20 protein-coding genes are annotated in these 21089 nt (G+C 45.5%); 9 read left to right on the plus strand and 11 right to left on the minus strand.

Annotation, left to right across the window (positions count from 1 at the left end; genetic code table 11):
- The 7 genes from rpsS to ACLHG7_RS07325 all read right to left on the minus strand — a co-directional run.
- Window positions 1-251, minus strand: a 251-nt coding sequence (rpsS, locus tag ACLHG7_RS07295; RefSeq protein WP_410210400.1) for a 30S ribosomal protein S19, incomplete at its 3' end; no start/stop codon positions are given.
- 12 nt (window positions 252-263) lie between these two features.
- Entirely contained in the window at window positions 264-1088 is an 825-nt protein-coding gene (gene rplB, locus ACLHG7_RS07300) for a 50S ribosomal protein L2 (protein WP_114899344.1), read from the minus strand.
- A 12-nt stretch (window positions 1089-1100) separates the two neighbouring features.
- Window positions 1101-1418: a 50S ribosomal protein L23 gene (rplW, locus tag ACLHG7_RS07305; RefSeq protein WP_114899345.1), complete on the minus strand. Its 318-nt coding sequence runs from the start codon at window positions 1416-1418 to the stop codon at window positions 1101-1103.
- The gene (rplD, locus tag ACLHG7_RS07310) at window positions 1415-2017 is read right to left on the minus strand and encodes a 50S ribosomal protein L4 (RefSeq protein ID WP_410210401.1); all 603 of its coding nucleotides are present in this window, start codon (window positions 2015-2017) and stop codon (window positions 1415-1417) included. Before rplD ends, rplW begins: the two co-directional genes overlap by 4 nt.
- Window positions 2014-2667 carry a 50S ribosomal protein L3 gene (rplC, locus tag ACLHG7_RS07315; RefSeq protein ID WP_410210402.1) on the minus strand — a complete coding sequence of 218 codons (654 nt, stop codon included), beginning with the start codon at window positions 2665-2667 and terminating at the stop codon, window positions 2014-2016. Before rplC ends, rplD begins: the two co-directional genes overlap by 4 nt.
- Window positions 2668-2729: 62 nt before the next feature.
- Window positions 2730-3041 (minus strand): 30S ribosomal protein S10, encoded by a 312-nt coding sequence (rpsJ, locus tag ACLHG7_RS07320; protein ID WP_114899348.1) that lies wholly within the window; start codon window positions 3039-3041, stop codon window positions 2730-2732.
- 238 nt (window positions 3042-3279) lie between these two features.
- On the minus strand, window positions 3280-4035 hold the full coding sequence (locus ACLHG7_RS07325; RefSeq protein WP_410210403.1) for a type 1 glutamine amidotransferase: 756 nt from the start codon (window positions 4033-4035) through the stop codon (window positions 3280-3282).
- A 252-nt stretch (window positions 4036-4287) separates the two neighbouring features.
- Between ACLHG7_RS07325 and ACLHG7_RS07330 the strand changes: the two genes are divergently transcribed.
- On the plus strand, window positions 4288-5622 hold the full coding sequence (locus tag ACLHG7_RS07330) for an MATE family efflux transporter (protein ID WP_410210506.1): 1335 nt from the start codon (window positions 4288-4290) through the stop codon (window positions 5620-5622).
- 372 nt (window positions 5623-5994) lie between these two features.
- A complete protein-coding gene (locus tag ACLHG7_RS07335; RefSeq protein WP_410210507.1) occupies window positions 5995-7236 on the plus strand; it encodes an ABC1 kinase family protein in 1242 nt (413 codons plus the stop codon).
- Between the two features lie 84 nt (window positions 7237-7320).
- Here the strand turns inward: ACLHG7_RS07335 and ACLHG7_RS07340 are convergent, their stop codons facing one another.
- Window positions 7321-8061, minus strand: a complete 741-nt coding sequence (locus ACLHG7_RS07340; protein WP_410210404.1) for a ribonuclease T2 — start codon at window positions 8059-8061, stop codon at window positions 7321-7323.
- Window positions 8062-8438: 377 nt separating this feature from the next.
- Between ACLHG7_RS07340 and ACLHG7_RS07345 the strand changes: the two genes are divergently transcribed.
- Window positions 8439-8786 (plus strand): HopJ type III effector protein, encoded by a 348-nt coding sequence (locus ACLHG7_RS07345; RefSeq protein WP_410210405.1) that lies wholly within the window; start codon window positions 8439-8441, stop codon window positions 8784-8786.
- A gap of 49 nt (window positions 8787-8835) precedes the next feature.
- On the plus strand, window positions 8836-9939 hold the full coding sequence (locus ACLHG7_RS07350) for a glycosyltransferase family 4 protein (protein ID WP_410210406.1): 1104 nt from the start codon (window positions 8836-8838) through the stop codon (window positions 9937-9939).
- Window positions 9940-10349: 410 nt separating this feature from the next.
- On the opposite strand, the gene ACLHG7_RS07355 is transcribed toward ACLHG7_RS07350, so the two are convergent.
- Complete coding sequence (locus ACLHG7_RS07355) at window positions 10350-11450, minus strand: endonuclease/exonuclease/phosphatase family protein (RefSeq protein ID WP_410210407.1); 1101 nt, start codon at window positions 11448-11450, stop codon at window positions 10350-10352.
- A 379-nt stretch (window positions 11451-11829) separates the two neighbouring features.
- On the opposite strand from ACLHG7_RS07355, the gene asd reads away from it, so the two are divergent.
- The 5 genes from asd to truA all read left to right on the plus strand — a co-directional run bounded on the left by asd (window position 11830) and on the right by truA (window position 18408).
- The gene (asd, locus tag ACLHG7_RS07360) at window positions 11830-12951 is read left to right on the plus strand and encodes an aspartate-semialdehyde dehydrogenase (RefSeq protein WP_410210408.1); all 1122 of its coding nucleotides are present in this window, start codon (window positions 11830-11832) and stop codon (window positions 12949-12951) included.
- 441 nt (window positions 12952-13392) lie between these two features.
- Window positions 13393-14655, plus strand: a complete 1263-nt coding sequence (locus ACLHG7_RS07365) for a FimV family protein (RefSeq protein WP_410210409.1) — start codon at window positions 13393-13395, stop codon at window positions 14653-14655.
- Window positions 14656-14667: 12 nt separating this feature from the next.
- Window positions 14668-16269, plus strand: coding sequence for a FimV/HubP family polar landmark protein (locus tag ACLHG7_RS07370; protein ID WP_410210410.1), 1602 nt, complete (start codon window positions 14668-14670; stop codon window positions 16267-16269).
- A gap of 195 nt (window positions 16270-16464) precedes the next feature.
- Window positions 16465-17541, plus strand: coding sequence for an asparaginase domain-containing protein (locus ACLHG7_RS07375; RefSeq protein WP_410210411.1), 1077 nt, complete (start codon window positions 16465-16467; stop codon window positions 17539-17541).
- A gap of 60 nt (window positions 17542-17601) precedes the next feature.
- Entirely contained in the window at window positions 17602-18408 is an 807-nt protein-coding gene (truA, locus tag ACLHG7_RS07380) for a tRNA pseudouridine(38-40) synthase TruA (protein WP_410210412.1), read from the plus strand.
- A 59-nt stretch (window positions 18409-18467) separates the two neighbouring features.
- Here the strand turns inward: truA and ACLHG7_RS07385 are convergent, their stop codons facing one another.
- Window positions 18468-19757, minus strand: coding sequence for an HAAAP family serine/threonine permease (locus ACLHG7_RS07385; protein ID WP_410210413.1), 1290 nt, complete (start codon window positions 19755-19757; stop codon window positions 18468-18470).
- A gap of 259 nt (window positions 19758-20016) precedes the next feature.
- On the minus strand, window positions 20017-21033 hold the full coding sequence (locus ACLHG7_RS07390) for an AraC family transcriptional regulator (RefSeq protein ID WP_410210414.1): 1017 nt from the start codon (window positions 21031-21033) through the stop codon (window positions 20017-20019).
- Window positions 21034-21089 lie beyond the last annotated feature (56 nt).

Here is a 21089-nt window from a genome sequence, read left to right on the forward strand (position 1 = left end):
CCGTGACCACGATAGGTACGGGTTGGCGCGAATTCGCCGAGTTTGTGTCCAACCATTTGCTCGGAAACAATTACCGGCACGTGGTTGCGACCATTGTGAACTGACAGAGTCAGTCCGACCATATCGGGCAGGATCATCGAACGACGCGACCAAGTCTTGATCGGTTTGCGCGTATTGCTTGCCACAGCCGCTTCGACTTTGGCGAGCAAATGTGCATCGACGAACGGGCCTTTTTTCAGGGAACGAGGCATTGTCAGATTCCTTTACTTGACGCGACGATCGCGAACGATCATTTTGGTCGTACGTTTATTGCTGCGAGTTTTGTAACCTTTGGCTTTTTGGCCCCAAGGACTAACTGGCTGCATACCTTTGTTGCGACCCTCACCACCACCGTGCGGATGGTCTACTGGGTTCATCGCCATACCGCGAACGGTTGGACGAATACCACGCCAGCGACTAGCACCAGCTTTACCCAGTGAGCGCAGGTTGTTTTCACTATTAGAAACTTCACCCAACACTGCACGACATTCAATGTGAATCTTACGAGTTTCACCTGAACGTAAACGCACGATTGCATAACTACCATCACGACCCAGCAACTGTACAGAAGTACCTGCTGAACGCGCAATTTGAGCACCTTTACCGATTTTCAGTTCAAGGCAATGCATGGTCGAACCGAGTGGCATATTACGCAATGGCAAGCAGTTACCTGGACGAATCGGCGCATCATCACCCGACTGTACGCTGTCACCAGCATTCAGACCTTTAGGAGCGATGATATAGCGACGTTCACCATCAGCATACTTCAGCAATGCGATATGAGCCGTACGGTTTGGATCGTATTCGATATGTTCAACAACAGCTGGAATACCATCTTTAGTACGTTTGAAATCGATCAAACGATACAGTTGCTTGTGTCCACCACCGATATGACGGGTAGTGATACGACCAGCACTATTACGACCACCAGTTTTTTGCTTGTTTTCTGTCAAAGGTGCGTAAGGACGACCTTTATGCAGATGAGAATGTACAACCTTCTCAACAAAGCGACGTCCTGGGGAAGTCGGTTTACATTTTACAATAGCCATAATCTCTCGTCCTTATTCCGCTGCAGTTTCGGCGGATTCGCCCAAGTCAGCCAATTGAACATCTTGACCAGCTTTCAGGGTGACGTAAGCTTTTTTGGTGTCAGAACGACGACCAATGGTTTTACCAAAGCGCTTGCTTTTGCCTTTAGTATTCAAGGTATTAACCTTTTCAACTTCGACTTGAAACAAGAGCTCAATCGCTTTTTTGATTTCGAGCTTAGTAGCAGTCGGTGCAACTTTAAACACCTGCACACCTTGCTCACCTAAGTTCTGCGCTTTTTCAGAATAAACTGGTCCGAGCAGGACTTGATATAAACGTTCGTTGTTCATCCCAGTTCCACCTCTAGTTTCTTAGCGGCTTGAACTGACATGATTACTTTTTCGTATGCAATCAGACTTACTGGATCAACTGCTTGCGTGTCGATAACTTCGACATGCGGCAAGTTACGTGCAGCAAGATACAGATTCTCATCAAGAGAGTCAGTCACAATCAGTGCTTTGGTGGCATTTAAGCCTTGAAGCTGAGCCAAGAGATCTTTAGTTTTTGGAGAAGCGACATTAATCTCTTCAACCAACACTAAGCGATCCTGACGAACCAGTTCAGCCAGAATACACTGCATCGCACCGCGATACATTTTACGGTTAACTTTTTGGCTCCAATCTTGTGGAGTAGCCGCAAAAGTCTTACCACCACCACGCCAAATCGGGCTACGAATAGAACCAGCACGTGCGCGACCAGTACCTTTTTGTTTAAAAGGTTTCTTGCCACCACCGCGTACATCGCCACGGCTCAACTGGGCTTTACTGCCCTGACGACCGCCTGCGAGGTAAGCCACTACGACCTGATGGACGAGGGCTTCGTTAAATTCGCGACCAAAGGCGACTTCGGACAGCTCTACAGCTGCGCCACTTACAGTCGTTAGATTCACGCTACATTCCCCTTGGCTTTGATCGAAGGACGAACAATCACGTCGCCACCGATAGAACCAGGCACAGCACCTTTAACCACAAGAATAGAATTCTCTAGGTCAATCGATACCACCTCAAGACCTTGCACGGTGACTTGTTCGTCGCCCATGTGCCCAGCCATCTTCTTACCCTTGAACACACGACCTGGTGTCTGGTTTTGACCAGTTGAACCATGTACACGATGTGAAACAGAGTTACCATGCGTGGCATCTTGAGTAGCAAAGTTGTGACGTTTAACACCACCTTGAAACCCTTTACCCTTGCTTTGACCCGTTACATCAATCTCTTGACCGATAGTAAACAGATCAACACCGATCGCACCGCCAACTTCGCGGCCATTCAGATCAGCTTCACTTGCACGGAATTCCCAAACACCACGACCCGCTGCCACACCCGCTTTCGCAAAGTGACCCTTCATCGCTGAAGTAACACGTGATTCGCGGCGCACACCTGTGGTCACCTGAATAGCTTGATAGCCATCAGTATCCAAGGTTTTAATCTGAGTGATGCGGTTTGGATCAACCTCAATCACCGTCACCGGCACGGAGATGCCAGCGTCTGTAAATACACGGGTCATCCCGCATTTACGACCGACTAGACCAATAGCCATTTGCCTTTAACCTCTTGTTGTACAAAAGACTTTGCATCGCTGCACAAGCCTTTTGATTCCCATTAACCTAAAGCGATCTGAACATCCACACCAGCAGCCAAGTCCAATTTCATTAACGCATCGACAGTTTTGTCGGTAGGCGAAACGATATCAACAAGGCGTTTATGGGTACGGATTTCGTACTGATCGCGAGCGTCTTTATTGACGTGTGGCGAGGTCAGAACATCAAAACGCTCAATGCGCGTAGGCATTGGAATCGGACCCACCACTTGCGCACCAGTGCGCTTGGCGGTCTCGACGATCTCCTGAGCCGACTGATCAATCAAACGATGATCGAATGATTTCAGACGGATACGGATTCTTTGGTTAGCCATAACATCACTTCCAAACCAAAAATCAAATAAAGAACTAGTCCTTGCCCGCCCAATCCGAAGATAAGCAGCAAAGACGATAAATTCACCAGTGTCGAGAACGATGCCTCAACTGTTGACTTACTACTTAACGAACGCAGTAAGCCCTAAAAACGTGTTGCATTCTAATCAGAGAACGCCCACATAGCAAGCCCATTGATCAAATATTTTCCAGTTTTCGCAAAATAGTTTATCCGATTTGCTATATATAAGGAGAGTCTCTTAAAACGAAGTCTAATGCGCGCTCTAAAAGCTGATTCGGCGCCTCAAAATCTGCTGCAGGCACTGCTGCCATTTGTGCTGCAGTCTGTATATAAATATCAGCCGCACTACCACCGCCTAATTCCTGATAGCCGACATCGGCAAGGAATAACTGCATATTTTGCGGCGTACTTTCTGGATGAAACTGGAAGCCCAAAACATAGCGTCCGTATTGAAAGGCCTGATGGGCACATGCTGCACTTTCAGCCAACAAAATCGCTTGATCGGGTAAATCGAAGGTATCTTCATGCCAATTTAAAGGTCGCAGCTCTTTTGGAAATTTGAAATGATCCTCGCCTACCCCGTTATCTACTAAACCCCAAACGGGCCACCAGCCAATTTCTTTGACACTATTCTTCTTCACTAGCGCACCAAGGCTACTCGCAATCAGTTGGGCACCTAGACATAAGCCCACAAGAGGTTTACCTTGATCTATATAGCTTCGAATCCACTTTTTTTCTGCAATGAGCCAAGGATAGATATCTTCATCATTCACACTCATCTCCCCCCCCATAATAATCAATAGATCGACATCATCTACTGCGGGGAGAACAATTTCGGACTCACCTTTTTCCAGCTTAAAAAAAGCCGTCGTTGTCACTTGCGCATGATGTTTTGCAAGCCAAACTGCTGGGCTACCCAATCCTTCACCTTCAATATGCTGAAAATAATGCACCCGCAATGCTTGACTGACCATCCGACTCTCCCAGTTGTTAAGACCTTATCACCTACAACCGACTTTAATTGATTAGACTAAGCAAGTGCCATGATCCCATTTTAATGTAAAGAAAATCGCGCCGTACGCAAACTCGATACCCGTTTCCCCGTACAATAACGACCTTAACAATAACTTTCCAGATGGTTCTTTTGTTTGTCTACTTCATTTAATACCGACTTGCCGCAAAGTAAAAGCCCCTTCAAAATCGAAGTCCGCACTTTAGTTACCCTCATGTTGCCTATTTTGCTCACGCAGGTTGCTCAAGCAGGCTTTGGCTTGATTGACACTATAATGGCAGGACGCGTCTCTGCTGGTGATTTGGCATCCGTCGCACTGGGTGTTGGATTCTGGTTGCCTATATTTCTGCTCATCGGTGGTATTCTTCAAGCAACCACTCCATTGGTAGCACAGGCTTTCGGCGCTAGAATTTTCGACTCAAACTCATTGCATAAAATTCCTCAAATCACTCGCCAATCACTTTGGCTTGCCTTGCTGCTCGGTTTAGTCGGGCTCTTACTTCTACAACTTGCGCCTCTTATGTTTCAATTTCTAGAAGTCCCACTCATATTACAGGCCAAAACACGACTCTTCATCATGGGTGTTTCGCTCGGTCTGCCCGCAGTCGCATTCTATACCGCGCTACGTTGCTATACAGAAGCCTTAGGCAAACCTCGGCCAGTGACGGTCATTAGTCTATGCGGACTTGCACTTGCAGTTCCACTTAACTATTTATTCATCTATGGTTTCCATATCGGCAGTTTAACGGTGCCAGCCCTTGGTGGCGCAGGCTGTGGATTTGCAACGGCAATCCTGCAATGGCTCATGCTCATCACGCTTGTGACTTATTTATCACTCGCCAAACACTATCGCGCTTTCCGTGTTTTTGAGCACTTTGAAGGACCTGATAAGGCACTCATCTTACGCATTGTCCGCTTAGGATTCCCCATTGGTATTGCTATCTTCTTTGAAGTCACATTATTTAGCCTTGCCGCTTTAGTCGTCAGTCCTTTTGGTGAGACTGTCATCGCAGCACACCAAGTTGCGCTTTCGGCTACCTCGCAACTGTTTATGATTCCATTATCTTTAGCGATTGCCGTCACTATTCGAATGGGCCAGCTCTATGGTCAACGCGACGTGTCCGGAATGCGTCGTTTGCGTAAAGTTGGATTAACACTCGGAACAGGTCTCGCTATTTTCACGATGATCCTGATTGCAATTTTCCGTCACGATATCGCTGTCTTATATAGCAATGATCTAAAGGTTCAGGCACTGGCTGCGACGCTGCTACTTTTCGCTATGGCTTATCAATTGGTAGATTCTTGGCAAGTCACGACTGCGGCTTGTTTACGCGGCATGCAAGACACCAAAGTCACGATGTGGATCACCTTCTTTGCTTATTGGGTGGTTGCCTTCCCAACGGGAATATTCCTCTCTCGTGGACTTAAAATGGGTGCTCAAGGATTTTGGTTTGGTTTGCTAATCGGTCTTGCTGTCGCTGCCGTCCTTTTATTATTACGCCTACGCAAACGTGAAAAGCGTGTTGCAATCAAATTTTCACAAATCTAAAATCCCCCTTAAATGCAACCTGCATAAGTGCATCAATCATCATTGATGCACTTATGCCCTATCTAATGCCTCCATCCTAATTACATCCTTTTACATGTGCATAAAAGGAATACTGCCAAGCGTACACGCGATACACATTGCCAAATGAGCATAAAAGGAATACTGCCAAGCGTACACGCGATACACATTGCCAAATGAGCATAAAGCGTGACATTCTTACGCTTAATTGCAAGAACACATAAGCGATTCGAGGATTTATCCTTGAGCGTACTTTTCATTTTGATTATCTAAATAAAAACCACATGAAAGGAACCTAACGTGTCTGATCGTCCATCCAGTTCATCGGGACGCCGCTTCCTTAAGCTTGCGGGCATGACTGCCAGTATTGCAGGGAAAGCCGTCTCAAACTCTATTAAATCGATCAATAGCAGCGAAGAAGAAAAAAGCGCGGCGCGTAGTGAGCTGTTTGAGAAAATTGGCGCGCAAATTGCGGAGACTTTAGGTGAAATGAAGGGTGCCGCAATGAAGGTGGGACAAATTGCATCCCAGTATCAGGACTTATTCCCGCCTGAAATCGCCAAGGCACTTGCCAAATTACAGCGTCAAGCACCTGCGGTCGCCTTCTCTGTCATTAAGGGACAAATTGAACGCGAATTAGGCAAGCCTATCGGCGAGATATTCCAAAGCTTTGAAGAAAAGTCCTTTGCCTCAGCGTCTATTGGTCAAGTCCATCGTGCAGTGCTTCCCAATGGACAAGCGGTTGTGGTCAAAGTGCAGTATCCTGGTGTTGCCGAAAGCTGCGATAGCGATCTAAAACAGCTCAAACTGGCACTGAAGCTTGCAGGTGTAATGAAGATTGATAAAAAACTGCAAGACGAACTGTTCAATGAAATTAAAGAAAGCCTGCATGCTGAGCTGAATTATTTGCAAGAAGCACATAACCTCAACGTGTTTGCGGCATTTCATAATGTCAAAGACAGCAAACTCATCATCCCAAAAGTCTTTCCAGAATACTCCAGCAGACGCGTTTTAACTTTGAGTGAGGAATTGGGAGATCCTGTTGAAACTGCAGCACAGTATCCTGACGAAATCCGTAACGAGATCGGTGAACGTCTCTTCAACATGATCGCGCAAGAAATCTTCATCTTAAATAGTTTTCATTGCGACCCACATCCAGGCAACTTTGCCTTTAGAGCCGATGGTTCAGTGGTGGTCTATGATTTCGGCGGGATTAAAGAGCTCGACCAGCCCGTTGTTCAAACCTATAAAACCCTGATGAATGCCGCAATTCAAAGTAATGTCCCCGTGCTTGAAGACGCACTTCGTGATTTAAAGGTGCGTAATTATCATGGACAAATTCCTGCAGATTTCTACATCGACTGGCGTAATATTCTACTACCGCCCATGATTGAACCCTTTGACTTTTCCAATAGTAAAGTTCATCTGCAAACTGTGAATCAATTGCGTAAATCGATGAAATATTGGGATAGCTTCATGCCTTCTGCTGAAACCATGATGGTCAATCGCACCATTAGTGGACACTACTGGAATATGATTCACCTCAAAGTAAACTATGACTTTAAGGCACTGACTGAGCAGTATATTGCCGCTTAAATCAGCCATTCACGCGATACTCTAAAATAGCTAAACAAAAAGCCCCGATTGATCGGGGCTTTTTGTTGTTATCTCTAACAGAAATTAGTTAGCAACATAAATTCCTGTCGTTGGGCATGTCCCTTGTACTGGGCCATCTAAAACCAAAGAAGATGCGGCAGGGAAAGTGCTCAACTTATCTTTCTTGATCGCAATCCATGCTTCGGTGAAATAATTCTTGCCGCCATAAGAGGTACATTTCATTGATACCGCCGCTTGAGTGCCTGAACCAAAACTACTTGAGAAAGCATTCAGTAATTGAGTGCGGGTAATCGTTTTGCCTCGGCTATTTTGAATAAAGCTATTGAATGACGTGCTACCCAGCCCTTGGGTAAGCGATACTGCTTGATTCCAAAAGGCATCCGGCGTGGCTGAGTCTGCACAAGTTCCATGTTTAAACCACTCATGCTTATCTAAGCATGATACGGTACCCGACATGTAATAACTCAAGTTAGCTTTCGCTGTAGTGCTGATCGGATAATCGCTCATGCTGCACCAATCGCCATTGCCATCGAGTGTAATATCACTTTGTGAAACGCCACAATAAAACGGTTGGCTACCTGAGTAATTATTCGGCCATAAACCATGGATAGAGAAACTACTTGCCGGATATGTTCCAGCAAGTGCGGATGGACTGCACTCTGGTTTTGTCGAATGCGTTGCACAAAATCCAGGTTGCCATGAAGCCGCCAATAAATAATAGTCAAATGCTTGTGCCGGCGCAGAAAATCCAAAACTTGAAGCTAACAGCAGACCGCTAACACCTTTCAGAATAGATTTGAGCATCGTGCTCTCCTAATAAAGTTTTAAAGACACCCCGTCACAAAACCACTTTAATACGAGGTTAAAATAGCTGAACCTATGACTCTAAATGGTTCATCTCACGAACTTGTACAGCAAAAGACAAAGCAATGAAAAGACTATGGCGGCTACCCCTCACTTTCTTCGACTTGTTCAAAAATAAATCAAATACATGATTTAAAAACATTAATTAACAAATCGAAGAACAAACGTTGGCTTTTGGCTATAATCGTTATCTGATATTACGTATGAAATATGACATCTTGATTATCAATTTCTAACCGAATGGTATCTTTTTAAAGCATATAGACTAGTTTCTATAACAAGACTTTTCATCTAAAACCACCTTAAGGAGCGTCAAGATGACCGCAGAAACTTCCGCATTATTAAATCAGATCGATCTAGGTCAGGCTCAGTTTAGTGATGTTCTTGAATTCATTAGCCAGCGTTATGATTTCGTACCGACCGCTTTTAATAATGGTTCGGTGCATAATGCTGCGGGAGAGAACTCAGGCAGTTGTCGGGTATTTGCGTTTGCACAGCTCCACCATCTGAGTGATCTTGACACTTTGAAACTGTTCGCAGAACATTATCAAGCAGTCAAAGCGACCCCTGCCGGAGAGGACCATCAAAATATTCGTAACTTTATTCGTTATAGTTGGGCAGGTTTAATTTTTGAAGGTCAGCCATTGACTGCCAAAACCGAGTAACGCATTAAAACAAAATGAATCTCACCACTACTCATTGTTCTTGGACATTATGAAAATTATTCAACTGGTACCCGCATTAAACAGCGGTGGCGTAGAGCGTGGCACCCTGGAAGTCGCACGCGCACTGGTTGCGGCAGGACATGAGTCAGTGGTGATCTCCAGTGGCGGCCGGATGGTTGCTCAGTTGGAGGCCGAAGGCACACGGCACATTACCCTCCCTATCCACCGTAAGGCATTGAGCAGTCTATGGCAGATTAGGCCACTGCGAAAAATTATTCTGCGTGAGCAAGCCGATATCCTCCATGTCCGCTCTCGAATTCCAGCTTGGTTGACTCATTTTGCGTTACGCAAAATCCCAAAACCCGAAAAACCAGTCCTCATTAGTACCGTCCATGGATTTTATTCCGTCAATCGCTACAGTGAAATCATGACCCGTGCTGACCGTGTGATTGCCGTCTCAGACAGTGTGGTGGAATATATCCGTGAAAATTATCCAGCATGCCCCATAGACAAAGTCACACGTATTTACCGGGGGATCACCCCAGAAGAGTTTCCCCATAACTATCAACCCTCACAGTTATGGTGGCAGAAAACACTCCATGATTTTCCTGAGCTCGAGCACAAAGTCTGGCTTACACTCCCTGGTCGCATTACGCGTCTAAAAGGGCACGAGACTTTACTTCAACTGATCGCGCAATTAAAAGATCGATTTCCTGTCCATGGCGTGATCGTGGGCGATGCCCATGAAAAGAAACAAGCTTACTTGGCAGAACTTCATGCACGTGTCGATCAATTGGGGCTATCCAATCACGTTACGTTTGTCGGTCATAGAAATGATATCCGCGAATGGCTTGCAGCCAGTGATATCGTTCTATCACTTTCGGCTCAAGCAGAGACCTTTGGTCGTACAACGCTTGAGGCGTTGTCAGTTGGGACATCTGCTGTGGGCTGGAATCGCGGGGGTGTCGCAGAAATTTTGAAAGCCTGCTATCCGCAAGGACTTGTTGAAGCAGAGAATGAAACAGCACTCTTCAATACGGTGCAAAGTCTCCTGACTACTCCGTTAGCACCGCTGCCAGTCACCATTTTTCAATTATCACAAATGACTGAGCAAACCATCGCACTTTATGCAGAAATGGTTCGTTTAAAATAAAAAAAAGATTCAACAAACTGAAATAGCGCGCAAAAATATAAGCTCGAATGGTAATCACTTACACATTCGAGCCAGAATATTTTATTTATTATTGCCTGCTTACTTGCTTATTATCGCTAGCCGCATGCGGTCCGTTCTTTTTACCACTCCATGGAGCCCTCTCAAGAGCATGGTCCGTCGGCAATTCATCATCATCCTAGAGAAGCACTCCGTGCCCATTCCTTCTGCCGACAAGTTCATTATCAATAAATATTGTCCGACATAAAATAGATATTAACCTCAATATTTGTAAGCCATTACGCACAATGATTCCATATGAAATGTACCGTACATAACACTTCTAGAAAAATGTTGACTTCGAACTGTAACGCACTATTAAAAATTTGTCAGACAATTTTTAGCATAAATGATCATGTCATGAGAGGATCACGTTGATGTCGAGGCGCCTCTCTACGCGCTTGCATGATCCCCGCATTAATCTTTGCCAAAGCTAAATGCTCATCATCTGCACTCGGGGTGGGCGCAATCTGTTTGCTTTGCATCGCCGGGTCAAAATGCAAAACGGTATAGACAGGAAAATGATCGGAATCAATCGACTCAAGCAGACTCATTTCCACCAGCGTGAAATCATGACTATGGAATACATGATCCAATGACCAACGTAGCAACATATAGTTCACATGGAAAGTATTCATGAACTTGCGACCAATCCGTGGGTCGAGCAAGCCACTAATACGCTGAAATAAGCGTGTTGTACGTGACCAAGCAACATCATTAAGGTCCCCGACCACAATACAACTCTCACGTTGACTTGCTACATGATCACCTACCATGAGCAACTCTGCGTCACGTAAAGTCGAATCTAACGCTTCATTAGGTGTCGGTGGTTTGGGATGCAGACAATACAAACGCATCAACTGACCAGAACGCAACCGGACCTGTGTATGAATGGACGGAATCTCAGGACTTAAGAGAAACTTCACCTCAGGATTGACCAGCGGTAAGCGACTATATAAATGCATGCCATACATGTTATCCAGCGGTACCCTTACTACATAAGGATAGTCAGCCTCTATGACCGACAGAGCCCGCTCCCAAATCCAATCAGTTTCTAAAGTAACCAGCAAATCCGGTTGATAGTTTTGAACATGATCAATCAGGGCCTGATAGTTTTTATTCGGTGTCAGAACATTCGATACCAGCACAGATACCGCATTGTCCGGATCAGGATTATGTGCTTGAAGAACCTGTTTTTTCCAAAGAAAGGTATAAGGCAGGATCATCCAGGATTGATAAACTAGACATCCCGTCAAAATCACAAATAATACAGGGTCTTCGATCGTCTGATGGTAAGAAGATGCGAGAATTAAGCCTAACCATGCCACACAGCCGACGCTTAGAATTTGTAACCGCGGAAAATCAAAGCAGCGTACCCACCACTCATTGCGCGAAATCAGCGCCCAAAGTGTCGCAAACACCACAACCCCCGCCACAAATTCAATAATAATCAATGTTTGCTCCTGATATAGTCTGCCTTTGCTTTTCTCTAAATAAACAGCTATACATTGAGTTGAAATTTCACTGATTTAAACCAGCCTGCTCTGCCTTAATCATTGATCCATGCCGCCCATGCAACATGCCAACTGATTGACATTTTTTCTTGAGTTAAAACTAACAGCCCTATATGAAACGTTTATGAATTTTTATGAAGATTCGATGACACGGCGTTGTCATGCTTTTTTTTGAAGATCTTTGCAACATTTCGTCTATTTAAATCATCTTTTTTCGCAGATTCGCAGGGTAATCTTTGGCGATTACCCTGCACTTTGCTACACTCGCAAGCTCAAGCAATATTTTTAAAACGTAATATTCAAAGAAGAGGTGCGCGCGATGAAAGTGGGTTTGGTGGGCTGGCGTGGTATGGTGGGTTCAGTGTTGATGCAACGTATGGTCGAAGAGAATGATTTCGCCCATATTGAACCGTTTTATTTTTCGACCAGCAATGCAGGTCACACCTCCCCAAGCTTTGGCGGTAAGACCGCACCCGACCTCATTAGCGCACACGACCTCACATCTCTTAAACATATGGATGTGATTTTGACCTGCCAAGGAGGCGACTACACCAGCGAAGTCTTTCCAAAACTACGCCGTGATGGCTGGAATGGCTATTGGATTGATGCTGCAAGCACCCTGCGCATGGAAGAGGATGCAGTCATCGTTCTTGACCCTGTCAACCTTCACGTTATTAAAGATGCCCTTAATAATGGCGTTAAAAACTTTATCGGCGGGAACTGCACAGTCTCCTTAATGCTGATGGGGATCGGCGCACTTTATCAAGAAGGTCTGGTTGAATGGGTCAGCGCAATGACCTATCAAGCCGCTTCTGGTGCAGGCGCACAAAATATGCGTGAGTTGATCAACGGTATGGGTTATCTACGTGATGGCGTTAAACCACTTCTGGATAATCCTGCAAGTGCTATTCTGGACATTGATCGTCAAGTTGCTGAACTACAGCGCGGCGCGGGTTTTCCAAAAGCGAACTTCGGTGTACCTTTAGCAGGCTCGCTCATTCCCTATATCGACAAGCAACTGGATAACGGTCAGTCGAAAGAGGAATGGAAAGGCCAAGCTGAAACCAATAAGATTCTCAGTCAAACTGGTGCGAATATCACACCGATTGATGGCTTATGTGTGCGTATCGGCGCAATGCGTTGTCACTCACAGGCACTGACCATCAAGCTGAAAAAAGATGTACCTTTGAATGACATCGAAGCATTGATCCGTGGTTCAAACGAATGGGTTAAAGTCATTCCCAACGAACGTGAAGCCAGCATGCAGGATTTAACCCCTGTGGCCGTGACAGGGACTCTCTCTATTCCTGTTGGACGCTTACGCAAACTCAATATGGGCAATGACTACCTCAGTGCATTTACCGTAGGTGATCAATTACTCTGGGGTGCGGCTGAACCATTACGCCGTATGCTACGCCTATTGATTGAACAACAAGGCTAAGGATGGCTTTGTAATGATTGTCATGACATAAAATGTGATGGCAATCTCATAATTTCAGGGATCCGCATCAAAATCAATCGTGCGATTCAAATAGTTTGATTAAATTAAATAAAGTGAGGCACTTCTGCATTGCAGTGCCTCACCAATGAGTCGTAAACTGGGGTAATTATAGAAAAGTCTCCTCGCTATACACCTATCGTTTAGGCATCGCGAGCAGAAATCACGAAGCACAACAGGAAAGTTGGTATGCAAGTAGCCAAGCGCGCAATGTCATCACAGAATATGGAATCGAAAACCTTCGTCAACCCAACCAGAAGTCGATTTTCTCAAGGTCACTCTTCAACGGGGTATGGGCTTTCTTGTTTGACGATTTCATCCGGTATAAAGCGCTTTCAGAAAAGTCTTCTTTTAACGAGCTTAATAACCAGCCAAGCTTTTCTGATGAATGCTTCCTATGCACTGACCGTTGAGCCGATTCATGTCAAGTCTGCACTGGGTGAGCCTTTTCGTGCAGAGTTGGTGATTTCTGATATTGCAGGCGTGAATCCATCAACAATTCAAGTGGGATTAGCCAGTGATGCAGAATTTATACAACTCGGCATCAATAAGAAAAAAGCATCGAACAGCCTTCACTTTAACACCCAGCTCACCTCTCCTGAGCGCGGTGTAATTACCATTACCAGTGATCAGGCATTGAATGACCCTTATATTGAGTTTGTTGTTCATATCGGCTTTGGTAATAACGTACGCCTCCAGCAAGTCACAGCACTCGTGGATCCTCCACTCACCCGTGTACAAACTGATCAGATGAATTTGCCTGTACAAAAAATTGAGCTAGCTGAAACACAGCCTACCCCAACACCTGTAGCAGATACTCCACCAGCACAACCAGCATCAGCATCAGCATCAGCATCAGCATCAGCATCAGAAAATACTCCAATTGCGCAAGCCAATGCTCCCTTAATTCCAAGCAGTGCAACACCTCCAGCGATGGATGGAGATGCTACGGCTTCAGGTAATGATGCTGCTGGTGCGCCAGTAACCGAGACAACAAAACCTGTGACACCAGATGTCTCTCCAGCATCAGGCTCGGATGCGTATACAGTAAAACGCAATGACTCCTTGTGGGCAATTGCAACACGTATGCAAAAGGACTTAAATCGTCCGATACCTGTCATCATGCGCTCCATTCAGCAGTTGAATAAATCTGCATTTATCGGTGGGAATCCAAACCAGATTAAAAATGGCGCGACCCTCGCCCTTCCAACACAACAAACCATTGAACAAGAAGCAGCGACTCCAGTTAATCAAGCGATTCGTATTGAAAACGAGGATACTGAAAGCAATAAAGCCCCGACTCTACGTCCACAAAATGTTCCTCCGACATCAAGTAAAAATAAATTTGTCCGTAGAGGTCATTTACCTGACGCGAAAATGACCTTGGTCGCTCCGACACAACAAGGTGATACGCAAGGCGGCGGCACTTCGGGGAACAGCCCAACCGAACAAAAACAATTGAATGCAATTAATGCAAAAATCAGTATTTCTAGACAGCAAAACTTCACATTGGATCAAGAAATTACTGAGCTTGAATCTAAAATCAAAGCCAATGAACAAAAGCTTGCATTACAAAATGCTAAGCTTGCTGAACTGATGCAACGACTTAAAAACCGTAAGGATGCAGCACCACAACAACGCAATTAGGATGCAACAACCATGAATAAAGATACTTCAGATATCGTTTTGCACGCTAAAAATAACGTGCAGCGCACTTTCCGTCGACTAACCATACTCGCAAGCACCACACTTCTGGCCTCACCCGCTGTTTTTGCAGCAGATGATGAGGGAACCTTCCTTAATCTGGGTATTCCGGGTTGGGTTTTGGGTCTAGTCGTCGTTGCCATCCTGATTGGCATTGCATTGATCCCCATCAAGCCTAAAGATCAGTCGGCCAAAGAAAGTCCAAAAAAAACAAAGGCCAAAACACCAGTAACGCAGCCCCCTGTAGTTGAGCCAGTATCACCTACAGAAATTACTCCACCTGTTCAAAGCACCGCCAAACCTATTGAAGCGGCCGCTTTTGAAGCAACGTTAGCCCCAGAAATTGATGAAGCGCCAGCACCTGTTATTGAAGAAACCAACATCGCGGTAGACGCACTGCAAGAAGCCAAGCAACTACTGGTAGCTCAGCGCTATCCTCAAGCCGTTGGTGTACTCAGTAAAGGCTTACTCAAGGAACCTGAACGTAGCGACTTGATGCTGGAATTACTGGTCATTTATCTTAAGCAAAATGACCATGAATCCTTTGATGCACAGTTCGACCAACTTGAAAAACTTGATGATCCGATTGCACTGATTCAAGCAGAAGAATTGCGTGATCAATTAGAGCGTAAACCCGAACAAACTGATAATGAAGGTTTTATTGACTTTCACCACACTGCTGCCGTGAGTACCGCGCCAACAGAAACTCCCCCGGTGCCGGAACCTACGGTCCATCATGATGGTCTTGAGTTCACGCTGGATACGCCCATTCAAGCAACACCCTCAACACCTGTAGCGAAAGCTTCAGAAACTGACTTTCTCGCTTTAGATCAAGAATTCACACTGGATACGATCGATAGTCATACTTCAGATAGTACACCGACGCTTGAACTGCACTCACCACACGAAATACCTCTCGACTTGAGTCCTGTCGAACCACTGGATAAGGTTAAGCCAGATCATGCTATTCCAGAAAAAGACCCTGTTGTCTTTGAGTCTGATGATCTGATCTTTGAAAACCTCACTACAGAATTTAAAGAAACGAAACCGACTTCTGATCAAAGTGTAGTACCTGCGGCTCAAGCGAAAGAACCTCAGCATGTAGAAGGTGAACTTGTTGATCTTGAGTTTGACTTAGATGAATCCTTCGCACTGGATCAGGACAAACAAGAGCCGAATGCCAAAGACTCTCTCGACTGGACAACTGATCTGGCTGATGAAAACTTTGCATTGCCTTCAGCCAAAGTCACAGAGCCTGCGCTAGCGACACCTGAAGTCGTACCTGCCGCCTCGATTGAGTCAGTGCCCGTTGTAGCATTGCATACCACTCCAGTCGCCGAGGACTCACCAGCAGATCAGTTACTCTCCTCGCTTGAGTCTGAATTTCCATTCTTAAAATCAATTGACGTACACCAAACTCGACTAGATTTAGCGCGCAATTATATTGCGCTGGGCGAGATTAATAGTGCACGTGAACTGTTGTCTGAAGTTGCTACGCAAGGTGCTGCGACTCAGCAAACAGAAGCCCGTGAGCTCATCTCAAAGCTCGCCTCATAAATTGATTGCTTGAATAAAATAAGGCGACTGTAATAGTTGCCTTTTTTTTACTAAAACCCTCATAGTCGCCGCCATCCATTTATGCCATGATTGCATTGTAGATTTATGAGAAACGATACTGTACGGATACCGATTACATAAATGCAAAAACGAAAGAAATCTTTTTCTCCTCCTTTTTAGTTCTTGACTTAAGTTATGCCAAACACACTTGCGATGCATCTTGGAATTCTATATCTCGGCGGTACCATTGGCTGTGCGGGGACACCCCTAACACCATTGGCTGCAGAAATTTTCTTACCCCATTTAAAAACGATCATCTCCGAAGAAATTTTCCAGCCGTTACAATCGGATGTCTATGAAGTATCCATGGATACGGCTCAAGTGAGCTGGCATTTCTATTCTGGTGAAATTAAAGACAGCAGCGCACTAGTACCAGAAGATTGGGCGGATATATTGGCTTTACTCCTCCATCCCGATCAGCAGCACATCAAACATTGGATCATTTTACACGGTACCGACACTCTAGCTTTCACTGCTGCATTTCTTGAAACTGCGCTGCAAGGCAACGACTTGAATATTGTAGTGACGGGCAGTCAGCTCCCCTTACTCCATCCTGTCGAACTCACCCTTGATCGTGATAGCGACGCACTCGGAAACTTAAAAACGGCTTACAGAACGCTGAATGAGGCAACAACCCATGAACAAGGCTGGGTTCGAGTAGCATTTCATCAACAAAATTGGGCAGCAGACACCGTACAAAAAATTCATACCCAAGAGCTGACCGCATTCTCAGGTCGAAATGAAGAAGATCATACCGCTCAAATCAGCACTCACAATAAGCTTCCTTACTTGAGTCGCCGTACCGACTTTGCATTACTCAAAGAACAGCTTTCCACGACCAACATCCAAATCTATTACGCATCGCCTCTACCCAGTCACACCTTGGCTGAACAGCTTGAGCATGTTTTAACATCGGGTGTAGACGCGGTGATACTGATGGCTTATGGTCTTGGCAACTTCCCTGATGATTTACGCATTCATCGGGCGTTACTGGCAGCGGAGCAACGGGGTGTGATGGTCGTGATCACGACGCAAGTCCCTTTTGGTGGCGTTGAAACACGTTATGCTGCTGGAAACTGGCTCACCGCCTGTGGTGTTCTATCTGCTAAAATACTGCCACTCCCCGCGATCTTTGCCAAATTGGCTTGGCTATTGATCACTGAGGCAAACTTTATTGAGCGCCGAAAGAAATGGTTGGCCCTAACCGCCTAACTAACAAGGATCTGGCCTAATTGCTATGATCTACATCACTTCAATTGGAAACATCATTTTATGCCGCGTCTTGCTTTGGGTTTAGAGTTTTGTGGTAGTCGCTATCGTGGATGGCAAACTCAACAAGATGGGGTAATCAGCGTTCAAGAAACTGTCGAAAAAGCGCTCGCAAAAGTTGCCAACCACCCTGTGACGCTCCATGCAGCAGGGCGCACTGATGCAGGTGTTCATGCGTGCAATATGATTGCACATTTTGATACCAATGCCATTCGTCCGATCCGAGGCTGGATTCGCGGTACCAATAGCGAGCTACCGCACGACATCGCTGTCCGGTGGCTGCAGCCCATGCCCGAAACCTTCCATGCGCGATTTAAGGCGATTGCACGCCGTTATCGCTATGTGATTTATAATCAGCCTTACCGCCCAGCCTTGTTAAATGGTCAAGTGACTCATCACTATCACCCTTTGGATCTGCACCTGATGCAACAAGCGGCTCAAAAACTGGTCGGCACCCATGATTTCACCAGTTTCCGTGCAGTTGCCTGCCAATCCAATCAACCCATCCGCGATGTCAGTCATCTGACATTGACCCGTCATGGTCAATTAATCGTACTCGATATTCAAGCCAACGGCTTCCTTCATCATATGGTCCGTAACATCGTGGGCGTACTGCTGGAAATTGGCGAAGGGTTACGCCCGATCGAATGGGTTGATGAGTTACTAGCAGTTCGGGATCGGAAAGCAGCTGGGGTGACCGCCCCACCAGACGGGCTGTATTTTATCAACGCATACTACCCTGCGGAATTTGAGCTACCTGAAGTCACCTTAGGGCCAGTTTGGCTCAATATCGATGAATCATTGAAATAAAAAAACGCAGTGGATATTCACTGCGTTGCGTCAGTAGAAAGCATCTACTGAGATCCGACTTAAACCAGTTTGTATAAAATCGCAGAAATCGAAATCAATCCGATCAACACCACAAAAATATTGCTGATTTGGCCACTATAGCGACGCATCGCCGGTACTTTATGAATCGCATACATCGGCATCAAAAACAGCAAACACGCGATTATTGGCCCTCCTAAGCTCTCAATCATTCCCAAAATACTGGGATTAAGCGTCGCAACAATCCATGCCGTGACCAACATAAAAACTGCCGTAATGCGATTGAGATGTGGTAGATGCACTTCCTTTCCTCGCCGACGCAGATGTTTAATCATCATGCCATTCAATCCCTCACGCGCACCCAGATAATGACCCAAGAAAGACTTGGTAATGGCAATAAAAGCAATGATCGAGGCGATATAGGCAATGACTGGCGTATTAAAGTGATTCGCAAGATAGGACAGAATTGAAATATTCTGCTGTTTGGCTTCCATTAAGTTGGCAGGCGTTAAGCTTAAGACACAGCTAAAGACAAAGAACATCACGGTAAAGACCATCAATAGATGACTTCGCGCTAGAATCCGGGAACACTTTTGCTCAGCATGAGCACCATATTCAGTCCGTTTGGCAACCGCAAACGCAGAAATAATGGGAGAGTGGTTAAATGAAAAGACCATCACTGGAATCGCAAGCCACAACGTCATCCAGAGTCCCTTAGCCACGCCCGAACCACCCGCTATTGAGGCTTGCTCAAATGCGGCGCTGCTCCAACTGGGAATGAGATAGAGAGCAAGAAGCATCAAGACAAGCACAAATGGATAAACCAGAATGCTCATCGCTTTGACAATGAATGGCTCACCAAAACGAATAATGGTCATCAGCCCGACGATCAAAACGAACGACAAAACAACGCGTGGTGGAGCGACCAGATGCAACTGATGGCTGATAAAGCTCTCTACCGTGTTCGTAATCGCAACACTATAAACCAGCAAAATCGGATAAATCGCAAAGAAGTACAATAGGGTAATCAACCGCCCTACCCCAGGACCAAAGTGCTCTTCCACCACTTCAGTGATATCTTCGCCTGGATTTTTACCAGAAAGAACAAAACGGCATAAGCTCCGATGCGCATAGAATGTCATTGGAAATGCCAGCATGGCCATGATCAAGAGAGGAATCAATCCGCCAAGCCCTGCGTTAATCGGCAAAAAAAGGACACCTGCACCAATCGCAGTTCCATAGAGCCCCAGCATCCACATGGTATCCGTCTTGCGCCATGCCGTAGTAGTATCGATCACCGAAGAAAACGAGTCGGTCTGTAAAGAACTCATTCACAATTTCCTGTATACAGAACAATTATTTCCAAAGCATTGGAAATAAAGAAACCATGATTACCAACGAAGGCAATCAATACGCAAAAAAAAGCGTTTCACATCAAACATGTGAAACGCTTAGAATCAGATATCAGAGTATTCGCTTTAAACAGTCGACACCCATGTGCCGCCCCCGCTTTAAGTGTCGAAAACTCAATATAGAACCAATTGGTAAAAACATATTCTCTAAACGCATATTAACATACGTTTATAAGAATTAGGCGCGAGACTGTTTGCGCTTACGATATTCAACTGGGGTTTCATTGGTCCAGCGTCTAAATGCACGATAGAACGTACTCGGTTCAGAAAAACCCGTCAAATAGACAATTCGTTCAACACTTTCATTGGTCTGTGACAGTAACCGTTTGGCAAGACGCGCACGGTAATCGGATAGCACTTGCTGAAAGCTGGTGTCTGCCTCACTTAATTGCGTGCGTAAACGTCTAGAGGTCGTGTTGAGACGCGCGGCAATCGTCTCCAGTGAGATTTCCCCACTTTCAAGTGTTGCCCCAATAGCACGACGCACCTCCCCAACCAGATCAGTCCGTGCAAGCTCTTGCAGTTTCTCATTGGCCAATTGTTCATGCAGACGCAATAGCTCTGGCTCGGATTGCCAAAGCGGATATTCCATAATCTCTTGATCAAAGTAGACACGAGACTCAGGTTGACCCAGATATACAGGACAGCCAAATAAACGTGTATATTCTTCCGCAGTTGCACCATGTGAATAAGAAAAATCAATGCGGGTAAAACGAAACTTACCTTCGGTCACAAAGTAAAAAAAACGCTGCATACTTAGCACAAAGCATTCACTAAACTGGCGTAAAGCTCGCTCATCTTTGTAGTGATAGGGTTCATTAGAAAGACAAATTTGATCACCGATCACTTGCAGAGAGCCATTTAATACGTCACTGACCAAACGCTGATAGGCAAATGCACGCTTTAAACCTGCGCCAAAGGATGCACTACTTAAAAATAAATACTCCACCACCTGACCACGATAAAGTGGCATGAACTCCGCTAAATGAAGTCCAAAATCCTTATCACCCGTGATTTCCTCTGCCGCGCTCCAAAACGCTACTTGGAGATGGTTTGGCGTACGCGCGGAGTCATTGACACGGCTTATTTCAACACCGGCACGTAGCAAAATCTCATCGGCTGGAAATCCGGCGCGACGCATTCCTTCATATACCATCTTAAATAGAATGGCAGCATCAGTCTGTACACTCTGCATGACACTATCCTCTATACAGCCACTTCAAATCTGAATTCTTATTCGACAGCCTGATC

Source organism: Aquirhabdus sp., from assembly GCF_046462495.1.
In the GTDB taxonomy this organism is placed as follows: domain Bacteria; phylum Pseudomonadota; class Gammaproteobacteria; order Pseudomonadales; family Moraxellaceae; genus Aquirhabdus.